Raw genomic sequence first — 11541 nt, forward strand, 5'->3', positions numbered from 1 at the left:
GTACGCAGCGCACAGGCCCGAGTTCGGGTCAGCTGCTGTCGCGCTCGGCGAGAGTGTGGGCGACAAGGGCGTTGGCGTGCCCGTGACCGAGGCCGTGCTCGGACTTGAGCCAGGCGACGAGTTCCATGTGCTTGGTCAGAGGTGACGTGCGGATCAGCTCCTTCCATTCCTCGATCGGGCGGCCGTACTTCTTCTCGATGGACGGGAAGTAGCTGGCGGGGCCTTTCACCGGTGCGGTCATGACGCGACGTCCTGTCTGTTTGCGTGCGGTGTTCTCGGGTCGGTGTCGTGCGAGCGGGGTGGGAGCCGCTACTGCTGTGCGGTGGGGGCGGGGCCGGACAGCCGGGCAATTGCTGTGGTGAGTGCGAGCAGGCCAAGGCCGGCTGCGGCGGTGAAGGCCACGACCGTGGTGGCGGAGCCGACGAATCCGGCCATGATCCCCAGCGGCAGGAGGCGGTAGGCCAGGGCCCAACCGCGCCGCCCCTGGACGGCGAAATGCCGGGCCAGCACGAGGAATGCGGCGCACAGTGCGAGGTAACCCACCATGCCGCTGAGCATGTGGACCGTCCCGTGTCCGCTCAGCGTGGCCGGGCCGTCCGGCGTGCCGGCCGGGAATCCCGCACCGGGGTCCGCCGTGAACACCCCGGCGAGCAGGAAGGACGCTCCGAAGACTCCGATCAGGCGCGGCACCCAGGTGCCGCCGGCGGTGTGGCCGATCGCCCGCCGCAGTCCCACCGCGCCGGCGGTGACCAGGGCGCCGGTAACCAAGAAGTTGGCGACCTGGATCCAGCCCACGGAGCCGAGGCTGAGTTGGCTGAGGGCGTTGCGGGTGAAGTCGAAGCCGTCGCGCGTGAGGCCCTCGATCAGTCCCACCCCCAGGAACAGCGGGCCCGCCAGCGCCCCGCCGGTAAGCAGCGCACGAGTGGTGGACGAAGTCGAGGCAGCACGGCCGGTGAGCGGTACGCGGAGCGCCTGAGTCATCTGATATCCCCCTAAGCCGAGGCCAGGCTCGGAACTGGACGGTTCAGTACTGCTGAACTGGACGGTACGGTACTCGTAGAAGAACTGGACTGTCCAGTACTGTTTTGCTCGATCCGAGGAGGGCGTATGGAAGCGAACGAGCCCGTCAGCCGGTCCGCGCGCAAGCATCAGGCGATCATGGAAGCCGCGACGGCGGTCTTCATGGAAAAGGGCTACGCCGGTACGAGCATGGACGACATCGCCAAGCTGGCCGCCGTGTCCAAGCAGACGGTGTACAAGCACTTCGCCGACAAGGAGAAGTTGTTCGCCGAGATCGTCCTGGCCACCACAGATCGAGTCGAGGACATGATCGACCTGGTGGCCGACATCCCCGCCGACGCGGACTCACTGGAGGAGAACCTGCTCCGACTGGCCCGCCAGTTCCTGAGCACCCTCACCCAGCCCGAGGTGCTCCAACTTCGGCGCCTCATCATCGCCAACGCCGACACCTTCCCCGACCTGGGTGCCACCTGGTACGAGCAGGGCTTCGAGCGGGTCCTCGCCACCCTGGCCGAGACCTTCCAACGCCTTGCCGACCGGGGGCTGCTGCGGATCGACGACCCTGTTCTGGCCGCCCACCACTTCTCCGGTCTGCTGCTGTGGATCCCGGTGAACAGGGCCATGTTCCACGGCAGTCCGCAGCACAACGAGTCCGAACTCGAGCACTACGCCGACGCAGGCATCCGGACCTTCCTCGCCGCGTACCGGTGAGCCCGGTCGCCGAGCAGGATTAGCCGCGCCACGTGCAGGTCTCCGGGGCGCCGGCAGAAGGCTGTTGCGGCCCGAGTCCGTGAACCTTTCGGTTCTCGGCGAGGGCCGGCTGCCTCCCGACCCGTGGACAGGTGCTGTCCGAATGCGTGAGCAGAGCGAGCGGCAGGCCGCATTCCTCGGCCCTCCCGAGGGCTACGACGACGTCGACGGCGTTCCCTCGCTGCTCGGCCCCGTGCCAGTGGTGGAACTCGTCCGTGCTCCCGCCGGCGTGGGCATCGGCTCTCTGCTTGAGTGCTGCCGCCCCTCCCCCGGCGGCCGGCCCCCTGATCCGCCCGGGGGATGTGGGATTGCTGCAGAGTCTGTGACTGCACGGCCCCGAAGTCTGAGGACGACAGTCCCCGGCTGGACGGGGGAGGCCAGCCGGGGACTGTCTTGCGTGTGCCCTGTGTACGGCATCGAAAACACGGCACTTGTCCCGGAGGACGGCTCGTCAGTTCCAGTGGCCCGCGGCGGCGGCCTCGGTGACGAAGGTCTCGAAGGCGCGGGGCGGTCGGCCGAGGGCACGTTCCACGTCGTCGGAGAGCGCGGCGCCCGAGCCGTTGCCGAGGGCCACCAGGAGTTCCGTGAGCAGTCGGGCGACGTCGGGTGCGGCGCCGGCGGCGACCTGGCGCTGGACGAAGTCCTCCGGTTCGACGTCGACGTGACGGATCGTGCGGTCGGTGGCCCGGGCGATGAGGCCGGCCGCCTCGCCGAAGCTGATCGCCCGTGGGCCGGTCAGGTCGTAGACCCGTCCGTTGTGGCGGTCTTCGGTCAGCGCCGCCGCAGCGACCTCGGCGATGTCCTCCGCGTCGACGAACGGCGTGCGCCCGTCGCCGGTGGGCAGGGCCAGGGTTCCGGCGAGGATCGCGGGGCGCCAGGGACCCTCGCTGAAGTTCTGCGCGAACCACTGCGGGCGGAGGATGGTCCAGCCGACGCCGGAGTCACGCACGGCCTGCTCGGCGACGTGCAGGGGATGGCCCTCTTCGCCGGCGCGCGGGGCGGACAGCAGCACCAAGCGCCGTACGCCCGCGGCGACCGCCTCGGTCACCAACCGGGGGATGCGCGCCTGGTGGTCCGTGCTCGCCGACAGGCTCGGCTCCACGAGGTAGGCGGCGGTGACGCCATCGAGCGCGGGTGTCCAGCTCGCCGGGTCGTCCAGGTCGAGGTGGGGGTCGCCCGCGGTGCGGGACGCCGTGCGCACAGGTAGGCCGGCGGCCTTGAGGCGCCGGGCGATGCGGCGGCCGGTCTTGCCGGTGCCGCCGAGGACGAGGATGGTCTTCATGCAGTTCAGCCAACCCCAGGGGGCGTGGACGATCCATGGGAGAACGTCGCCGCTTCCTTTGTGATCGTCTAGCGTGGGTGGGTGGACGTACTCAGCGATCTGCTGCACCGGGCCCGGGCCAGGAACGCGTTGGTCAGACAGCTGATCCAACGTCCTCCGTGGTCGCTGAGCTTCACCGATCCGCCACCGCTCACGGTCGTGACCACGCTCGCCGGCCACGCGTCGGTGCGGATCGACGACGCGGGCACCGCCCCGGTGCGTCTCGCCGCGGGCGACATCGCCCTCATCACGGGCCCTGGCGGGTACACCATCGCCGACGACCCTTCCACCCCGCCTCAGGTCGTGATCCACGGGCGGAGGAAAAGCGTCGCCGACGGGGCGCCGGAAACGCCGGCCACGCAGCGGAACTTGGCTCCCCGCACCTACGGCGACGGGCTGCCCGGGGCCACGGTCATGCTCCGCGGCGCCTACCACCTGCGCGGCGACGTCGGCGACCGGCTGCTCGGCACGCTGCCGCCGCTGGCGGTCGTACCCGCCGGGCCGGCGACCAGGGCGGCACTGGACTTGCTCGGCACCGAGGCCACCCGTGACGAACCCGGTCAGGACGCCGTGCTGGACCGGCTGCTGGACCTCCTGCTCGTGCTGGCGTTGCGGGCCTGGTGTGCCGGAGCGGAGACGGCGCCCGCCTGGTACCGGGCACTGGCCGATCCGGCGATCGGCGAGGCACTGCACCTGCTGCACGCGGATTCCGCCCGCCGGTGGACGGTCGCCGAGCTGGCCACCCAGGTCGGCATGTCCCGGGCCGCCTTCGCCGCCCGCTTCACCGCGTTGGTCGGCGAACCCCCGCTCACGTACCTCACGGGCTGGCGGATGACCGTGGCGGCGGACCTGCTCCGGGACGCCGAGACGACCGTCGCCGCCGTGGCTCACCACGTCGGGTACGAGGACCCTTTCGCCTTCAGTGTGGCGTTCAAGCGCATACGGGGCGTCAGCCCTTCGATCTGGCGCCGGCAGACGCATTGAACGGGTGCGAACGGGTTCCCAGTCGGCGACGGCGATGATGATGGGTCAGGCGGGGGACTTGATCGCTCGGGTGACAGCGGTGACCGCGGGGTGGGGGTGGCCGGGGAGGCGCGCTACGAGAATCCGGCGGACCTCGGGAGGTGCGCCCTCGACGTGCAGCAGGCTCACCCCTGGCGGCAGGACCGGCGACAGCCGGGACGGCAGCGTCGTCACACCGAAGCCGCCGGCGACCAAGTGCAGCTTCGTCAGCCAGTCGCGCGCCGAGTGGACGATGCGCGGGCGTCCGGGCAAGCCCGGCCAGACGCCGAGCAGCGGTTCGGAGCTCGATGACGGGGTGGCGATCCACGCGGCGTCGACCAACTCGTCGACGTGCACCGTGGTGCGGCCCGCGAACTCTCCGGTGGAAGACGCCGCCACGACCAGTTCGGTGTCCTCGACGGTCTCGACGTGCAGGGGCGGCGACTCGCCGTCCGGCGGCCGGTGGGGCGGACGGGAGGTCAGCACGGCGAGGTCGATCGAGCCGGCGCGCAGCGCCCGGATCAGACTGGGAGTGGTGCCCTCCCTCGTCGTGACGGTGATGTGCGGGTCGGTCGTCGCGAGCCGTTTGAGCGCGGCGGGCAGCAACACCGCGCCCGCGCTCAGGAACGCTCCGAGCCGCACCAGTTCGGTCTGCGGGGAAGTGCCGGTGAGGTCGCGTTCGGCAGCCGCGACGGAATCAAGGATCGTGCGGGCGTGCCGCAGCAGGGTCAGCCCGGCGGGGGTGAGCCGCACCCCGTCGGGACGGCGTTCGAACAGGGTGGCACCCGCGTTGCGTTCGAGGGCAGCGGCCTGACGTGAGACCGCCGACTGCGTGTAGCCGAGTCGGGTGGCCGCCGCGGTGAAGCTGCCGGACTCTGCGATCTGCTGCAGGACCCGTAGGCCCACGCTGGAGATGTCCATGCGTAGTACGCATACCACACATGCAGGATCGTCGCTTCCCGCATGCCTGCCGGGCGCCTAGCGTCTCTCCCGGTGGACAGCGAAGAACACTGAAGAACACCGAAGAAGCCTGACGAAGCCCCACGAACACGGAGGTCAGCACGTGCGAGCAGCAGTTCTGACGCAGTTCGGCGCCCCGCTCACAGTGCGGGAGGTGCCCGACCCTGAGGCGGGAGGCGGTGAAGTACTGGTCGAGGTACTCGCCGCCTGTGTGCCCCCCTACGCGGTGGAGGTCTTCAGCGGCGAGCGGAGATACCCCCTCGTCCCTCCCGTCGTGCCCGGTCCCGGCGGCGTGGGGCGGGTCGTCCACGTCGGACCGGACGCCACCCGGCTGCGCGCCGGCGACCTGGTGTGGTGCGACTCGACGGTGCGGTCACGGGATGACGCCCTGACGCCCGACATCACGTTGCAAGGCTGGAGTTCCCGAGGCGACGGCGGCGCGAGGCTCGCCCGGCACCTGCGCGACGGGGCGTTCGCCGAGTTGCTGCGGGTCCCCACGGAGAACGTCTTTCCCCTTCCCGCGGCGGCTGAGCAGGACCCGGCCCGGTGGGCCGCGCTCTGCGTATATGCCATCTCCTACGGCGGGCTGCTGGCCGGTGAGCTCGAGGCCGGTGAGACGCTGCTCGTCAGCGGAGCCACCGGAAACCTCGGCAGCAGCGCGGTGGCGCTCGCGCTCGCGATGGGGGCGGGCCGGGTCGTCGCGCCGGGTCGGAACCCGGCCGCGCTCGGCCTCCTCGCCGACCGGTTCGGCCCGCGCGTACGCCCGGTCCGGCTGACCGGGGACGAGGCCGCCGACCGCGCGGCGATGACCGAAGCGGCCGACGGCCCGATCGACATGGTGCTCGACCTGCTCCCGCCGAGCGCACCCAGTTCGACGGCGCGCGCGGCAGCCATGACCGTGCGCGAGTACGGCCGTGTCGTCCTCATGGGCGGCGTCGGCATGCTCGGCGGCGACGACCTCGCGCTCCCGTATCCGTGGATCATGCGGAACTCGATCACCGTGCGCGGGCAGTGGATGTACCCGCGCGCGGCGAACGTCGGCATCATCCGGCTTCTCACCTCGGGTGCGCTGGACCTCGCCCCTGAACGGGTCCGGTCCTTTCCCCTCGACGCGGTCAACGACGCCGTTGCGTACGCCGCGGCGCACGGCGGACCGTTCGACCGCACGGCCCTCACCCCGCTACGCGGCTGACGCAGGGATCACGCCCTGGTCGCCGGCCGGCCTCAGCGGCGCAGGGTGGCCTCCTGCGCCAGATACGACAGCTTCTCGGGGTTGCGGACGGCGTAGAGGCCGGTGATGAGGCCGTCGTCGATACGTACCGCCATGACGGTGTCGATCGCGCCGTTGAGCCGGAGGAGCAGCGCCGGGTAGCCATTGACCCGTGCCGGGTGCAGCGACACCGCGCCGGCGATCCGGCCCAGCACGGCGGCCACCGTGCCCGCCCCCACCACCGGTGCCAGCGCGGCCCGCACCACTCCCCCGCCGTCGGTCAGGAGCACGACGTCCGGCGCGAGGAGGTCGAGCAGGCGCTGCAACTCGCCTGTCTCGACTGCCTGTTGGAACGCGTCGAGCGCGTCGCGGGTCTCGGCCTGGGAGACGGCGCCGCGTGGGCGGCGTGCCGCGACGTGTGCCCGCGCCCGGTGGGCGATCTGGCGGACCGCGGCCGCGCTCTTGTCGAGGGCTTCCGCGATCTCGTCATACTCCAGGTCGAACACCTCGCGCAGCAGGAACACCGCCCGCTCGGTCGGTCTGAGCGTCTCCAGCACCAGGAGCATCGCCATCGAGATGCTGTCGGCCAGCTCTACGTCCTCGGCCACGTCGGGCGCGGTCAGCAGCGGTTCGGGCAGCCAGGGGCCGACGTAGGACTCCTTGCGACGGCGGAGCGTACGCAGTCGGCTGAGCGCCTGGCGCGTGGTGATCCGGACCAGGTATGCGCGCTGGTCCCGTACCGCATCGAGATCGACTCCCACCCATCGCAGCCAGGTTTCCTGCAGGACGTCCTCCGCGTCGGCGGCCGAGCCGAGCATCTCGTAGGCGACGGTGAACAGCAGGTTGCGGTGCGCCACGAACCTTTCGGTGGCGGAGTCCATGCGGCCACCGCGTGCGAGGTGTCCGACTGTGTCGTCGGTTGTCCGTTCCCTGCGCTCGCCCATCACTGCTTGTTCCCTGTGCTCGCTCATCACTCGCCCCTGCGTGTTCGCGCTCGGCCGGCTCTCGCGCACAAGACGCCGGCTCTCGCCGCTTTGTGACATCTCGAAGGGTGTGCTGTACGCCACATGCTCGTGGTTGTCACAGGAAGCGGGGCGCCGGCATCTCGTGTTCGTCAAGACGCCGCGTGAAGGCGCATGAACGCGCACGAACGAGCTTGAAGGCGCATGAAGGCGCATGAAGACGATAGAGGCGCATGAAGGTGCTTTAACGGTGCACGCGGCGCGTTATTCCACGAGTGAGGACGAAGTCATGGAGCCACGTTTCAACCTGGTCGACAATGAGATCGGTGCCAAATTCGCCAAGCGATTCGGCAATGCCAGCCTGGTGATCCACCAGTCGTCGCTGCCGAGGTCCACGCAAGAGCTGGTATCGCTGCGCGCCAGCCAGATCAACGGCTGCGGTTTCTGTGTCGACCTCCACACCAAGGACGCCACGGCCGCCGGCGAAAGCGCCGTCCGGCTCCACCTGGTCGCCGCCTGGCGCGAGTCCACCGTGTTCACCGAGGCCGAGCGGGCCGCGCTGGCGCTCGCGGAGGAGGGAACCCGGCTCGCTGACGCCCACCAGGGTGTTTCCGACGAGACGTGGGCGCAGGTCCGCAAGCACTACGACGACGAGCAGATCGCCGCACTGGTCTCCCTGGTCGCCCAGATCAACGCGGCCAACCGGCTCGGCGTGATCGTGCGCAACCCGGGCGGCTCCTACGAGCCCGGGATGTTCGCCAACGGGTCGAACTGATCGCCCGATGGAGATGCGGCCCGGCCCGGGATCATGCGATCCGGGGCCGGGTCTTCACATCGCAAAGGCGGAGTTGAGGACGGCCATGACGTAGGGACGTTCGGACGCGGCGCCGGTGGGGTTGAGGGAGTAGGCCACACGGCGTTTCAGGTCGCGGGTGGTGAAGACGCCGTTGGTCCACCCGGGCAGGGAGCCGGTCTTGCCCCACACGGTGACGCCGTTGTCGAGCGTGACCCGCATCAGACCTCCGGCGCTGAAGCAGCTCGTTTTGTTGATGCAGTTCGTGTTGGTCGGCGCGCTGGAGACATCGGGCACGGTGAACACAAGCTTCTGCTGTGCGGGTGGGAGGAGCCGCCCACGGAACAGAGCGGTCATGAACCGGTCCAGATCAGCGGCGGTGGAGATCATGCCGCCCTCGGCCCACGCCCAGGGACTCTGCTCGGTCACCTCATCGCTGCCTATGTACACGCGAGCGTGCGGGGTGGGGATGGACATGTCGTCCGGCGACGGGAGGCTGGTGTTCCGCAGTCCTAGCGGCTGGATGATGCGGCGGGTGACTTCGTCCCTGAAGGTTCGGCCCGTCACCTTCTCGACCAGCAGGCCGGCGACGAAGGTGTTGACGCCGTTGTACTGCTGGACCCTTTCGGGCGTGGGTGGCTGCCGGCCCTCTTGGCTCTCGGCGGCAGCGAAGGCATTGCGCACCACGTCCTGGGGCGACACGCCCTTGCGCCACCAACCAGGCCCGTCGGCAGGCCCGGGGATGCCGGCCGGGGCCGGTAAACCGCTGGTGTGGTCCAGGAGTTCGCGCACGGTGACGGTGCCGTACGCGGTCGGGATGAGGTCGGGCAGATAGCGCCGGACAGGCGCGTCGATGGCGATGCGGCGCTCGGCAGCCAACTGGAGCACGACCGTGCTGGTGAAGATCTTCGTCACGCTGCCGATACGGAAGTGAGCGTCACGGGAGACCTCCCCCGCTGTTCCGGTCCACGGCATCGCTCGGCCGTGCCCCGCCACCCTGACCAGCGCACCGGCGACAACCGGATCGGGCAGACGCGTCAGCAGATCTCGTATCGGTGCAGGATCGAACGAGGCGGCTGGAGTCGTCCGTTGCGGAGATACCGCAGAGGCCGTCACGGCGGGAACGCACACGCCTGCTGTGATCGCGGCGAGGGCGACGCCGGTCACGGTCAGGCGACGGAGGGCGGCAGGGCGGTGGCGCATCGTGCTGCTCCCAAGGATGGTGGCGGATGGCGTGGATGGCGGCGACAGAGCCGGGATTCGGTGACCCATCGGTAACTCTGCCTGGCCGGACAGATGGAACCATCAGGGATCACCCTGAGCAGTCCCCCAGGCACCCCTGAAAGCCCCTTGCCACCTGCCACCTGCCACCTGCCGGACAGGTCACCCCTGGGCCAACTGGTCGAGGAACTGTCCCGTCAGGTGCAGCCCGGTGCGAAGGGTTGGGGTGTCGTCGGCGAATCCGATGCGCAGGGTGTGTTCGATGTCGAACGCGGCGCCCGGGGTGAACAGGACGCCGGTCTGCTGCAGCAGGCGGGTACAGAACTCGTAGGAGCCGATGGGCGCTTCGTAGTGCAACAGCGCGGTGGTGCCCGAGGCCGGCTTGACGTAGCTGATGTCGTCGCGGCTGCTCACCCACGCGTCGAGGACGTCCAGGTTGGTGCGGGTGATCTGGTGGGAGCGGGCCAGGACGGCGTCCTTGTGCTCCAGTGCGACGCAGGCCAGGAGGTCGTCGACGCGCCCGACGCTGATCGTGGTGTAGTCCCGGTGCGTGGCCACGGCCTGCAGCAGGCCGGTGGGGCCGACGATCCAGCCCAGGCGCAGCCCGGCCAGGGAGAACGGCTTGGACATGCTGCCGGTGGAGATGCCGCGCTCGTACAGGTCGGCGATCGAGGTGGTGAACCCGTCACCGGCCTGGTCCACCCCCCGGTAGACCTCGTCGCACAGCACCCAGGCGCCGGCCCGGTCGGCGATCTTGGCTATGCGGGCCAGGCCGGCCTCGTCGATGAGGGCGCCGGTGGGGTTGTTCGGGTTGTTGACGGCGATGAGCTTGGTGTCCGAGGTGACCAGGCGGTCGAGTTCGTCGAGATCCGGCAGCCAGCCGTTCTCCTCACGCAGCTGCAGATGGTCGACGCGGGCGCCGAAGCTGGCGGGGATGGAGTAGTGCTGTTGATAGGTGGGGACCACGGCGACGACGTGGTCCCCAGGGTCGACGAGGGTGGAGTGCACGAGTGCGTTCGCACCGATCGCCCCGTGGGTGATCGTGACGTTGTCCGGGCCCTGGGTCGCATACAGGCCCGCGACCAGGGCGCGCAGGCGGGAGCTACCCGGGATCGGCCCGTAGGTGAGCGGGGTGGCGTCCAGCTCGGCCAGCACTTCCGCACGCCGGCCGGAGAGTTCCAGCAGCTCACCGGTGGTGAGTGAGCGGACGCAGGTCTCGGCCAGGTTGTACCGGCAGGTCTCCTCGTGTTCGTTCATCCATTGCTCGACTGCGAATTCGCGGATCTTCACCAGGACAGTTCCTTCGTCGTCTCGTCGTGTCGTCGTGTCGCGTGTCGTCGTCTCGTCGTCGATGCGGCAGGCCGTTGAGGCGGTCCCGCGCATGGCCCGGTCCGGCCCTCCGGGGCGGGAAGTGAATGGCGTTACCGCCACCGGGCAGATCGATATCGATGACGAACCGGCCGGCGAGGGCCAACTCCCTTCAGAAGGTCCCGAACGCCGCGCGCAGCACAGCCAGTACAGCCAATGCGGCCAGTGCAGCCAGCACGGTTGGCTCGGAGACGCGAGGGGAGATCGACACTCGCACAGTGAGCACTATATTGCGCACTCGGCGATTCCGGCAATGATTTTGTGCACTATATTGCTCACCATGAGCAGTGAGGTCGCCGCCGGCAGCAGTGCCACCCAGCAGTTCGTCACCCGTATCGGCGGACGCATCCGCGCCCTGCGCAAACAGCGCGGTTGGAGCGTGCAACAGCTGGCCGAGGCCAGCGGGCTCAGCCGCCGGATGCTCACCCAGATCGAACTGGGTCAGGCAAACCCGAGCCTCGCCACCGTCGACCGTGTCGCACGCACCCTGAACACCGACTTCGCCGCCCTGGCCCTGCCGGAGGGCGACGCGGCGGGTGCGGAGGTGGACGGAACGCTCGCGTGGCAGGCCCCGGACGGCAGCCAGGCGCTCCTGCTGGGCGCGACCAAGGAACCGCGGGCCGAGTTGTGGCGCTGGACCCTGGCGCCCGGCGGGCGCTACGACGCGGAACCCGACCGGCCCGGCGCCCAGGAGATCCACCACGTCCTCTCCGGTCGCCTCACCTTGGTACTGCAGACCGGGCCCCAGGTGGTGGCACCGGGCCAGAGCGCTGTCATCGCCAGCGACCAGCAGTACGCCTACCTCAACGAGGATGCCGAACCGGTCGTCTTCGTACGGGTCGTCACCGGCGCCTGACCCGGGCGCATTCGCCGGCGCAGTCCCGGATCCCCGTCCGCCCACCGGCGGCTCCTGGTCTTCCCGGGGTGCGGCCTC

At 69.9% G+C, this 11541-nt stretch carries 12 protein-coding genes; 5 read left to right on the forward strand and 7 right to left on the reverse strand.

What is annotated here, in order from left to right; genetic code table 11:
- Nucleotides 1-28: 28 nt before the first annotated feature.
- Together SL103_RS18950 and SL103_RS18955 are read right to left on the reverse strand one after the other, a co-directional pair.
- The gene (locus SL103_RS18950; protein WP_069570165.1) at nt 29-241 is read right to left on the reverse strand and encodes a DUF4287 domain-containing protein; all 213 of its coding nucleotides are present in this window, start codon (nt 239-241) and stop codon (nt 29-31) included.
- Nucleotides 242-309: 68 nt separating this feature from the next.
- Nucleotides 310-981: a DUF998 domain-containing protein gene (locus SL103_RS18955; protein ID WP_069570166.1), complete on the reverse strand. Its 672-nt coding sequence runs from the start codon at nt 979-981 to the stop codon at nt 310-312.
- A gap of 126 nt (nt 982-1107) precedes the next feature.
- Here SL103_RS18955 and SL103_RS18960 point away from each other — a divergent pair, with 126 nt between their 5' ends.
- Nucleotides 1108-1731, forward strand: a complete 624-nt coding sequence (locus SL103_RS18960) for a TetR/AcrR family transcriptional regulator (RefSeq protein ID WP_069570167.1) — start codon at nt 1108-1110, stop codon at nt 1729-1731.
- Nucleotides 1732-2221: 490 nt separating this feature from the next.
- On the opposite strand, the gene SL103_RS18965 is transcribed toward SL103_RS18960, so the two are convergent.
- Complete coding sequence (locus tag SL103_RS18965; protein ID WP_069570168.1) at nt 2222-3052, reverse strand: NAD(P)H-binding protein; 831 nt, start codon at nt 3050-3052, stop codon at nt 2222-2224.
- Between the two features lie 81 nt (nt 3053-3133).
- On the opposite strand from SL103_RS18965, the gene SL103_RS18970 reads away from it, so the two are divergent.
- Complete coding sequence (locus SL103_RS18970) at nt 3134-4075, forward strand: AraC family transcriptional regulator (protein ID WP_069570169.1); 942 nt, start codon at nt 3134-3136, stop codon at nt 4073-4075.
- A gap of 45 nt (nt 4076-4120) precedes the next feature.
- Here SL103_RS18970 and SL103_RS18975 read toward each other — a convergent pair whose 3' ends face one another.
- Nucleotides 4121-5014, reverse strand: a complete 894-nt coding sequence (locus SL103_RS18975; RefSeq protein WP_069570170.1) for a LysR family transcriptional regulator — start codon at nt 5012-5014, stop codon at nt 4121-4123.
- Between the two features lie 142 nt (nt 5015-5156).
- On the opposite strand from SL103_RS18975, the gene SL103_RS18980 reads away from it, so the two are divergent.
- Nucleotides 5157-6245 (forward strand): alcohol dehydrogenase catalytic domain-containing protein, encoded by a 1089-nt coding sequence (locus tag SL103_RS18980; RefSeq protein WP_208869904.1) that lies wholly within the window; start codon nt 5157-5159, stop codon nt 6243-6245.
- 32 nt (nt 6246-6277) lie between these two features.
- Here the strand turns inward: SL103_RS18980 and SL103_RS18985 are convergent, their stop codons facing one another.
- Nucleotides 6278-7207, reverse strand: a complete 930-nt coding sequence (locus SL103_RS18985; RefSeq protein ID WP_069570171.1) for an RNA polymerase sigma-70 factor — start codon at nt 7205-7207, stop codon at nt 6278-6280.
- A 307-nt stretch (nt 7208-7514) separates the two neighbouring features.
- On the opposite strand from SL103_RS18985, the gene SL103_RS18990 reads away from it, so the two are divergent.
- Nucleotides 7515-8000, forward strand: a complete 486-nt coding sequence (locus tag SL103_RS18990) for a carboxymuconolactone decarboxylase family protein (protein WP_069570172.1) — start codon at nt 7515-7517, stop codon at nt 7998-8000.
- Nucleotides 8001-8054: 54 nt separating this feature from the next.
- Here SL103_RS18990 and SL103_RS18995 read toward each other — a convergent pair whose 3' ends face one another.
- A complete protein-coding gene (locus tag SL103_RS18995; RefSeq protein ID WP_069570173.1) occupies nt 8055-9221 on the reverse strand; it encodes a serine hydrolase domain-containing protein in 1167 nt (388 codons plus the stop codon).
- Between the two features lie 180 nt (nt 9222-9401).
- Nucleotides 9402-10529: an aminotransferase gene (locus SL103_RS19000; protein ID WP_069570174.1), complete on the reverse strand. Its 1128-nt coding sequence runs from the start codon at nt 10527-10529 to the stop codon at nt 9402-9404.
- Between the two features lie 358 nt (nt 10530-10887).
- Between SL103_RS19000 and SL103_RS37960 the strand changes: the two genes are divergently transcribed.
- Nucleotides 10888-11463: a helix-turn-helix domain-containing protein gene (locus SL103_RS37960; RefSeq protein ID WP_164492856.1), complete on the forward strand. Its 576-nt coding sequence runs from the start codon at nt 10888-10890 to the stop codon at nt 11461-11463.
- Nucleotides 11464-11541 lie beyond the last annotated feature (78 nt).

It is taken from the genome of Streptomyces lydicus (assembly GCF_001729485.1).
Lineage (GTDB): Bacteria > Actinomycetota > Actinomycetes > Streptomycetales > Streptomycetaceae > Streptomyces > Streptomyces lydicus_D.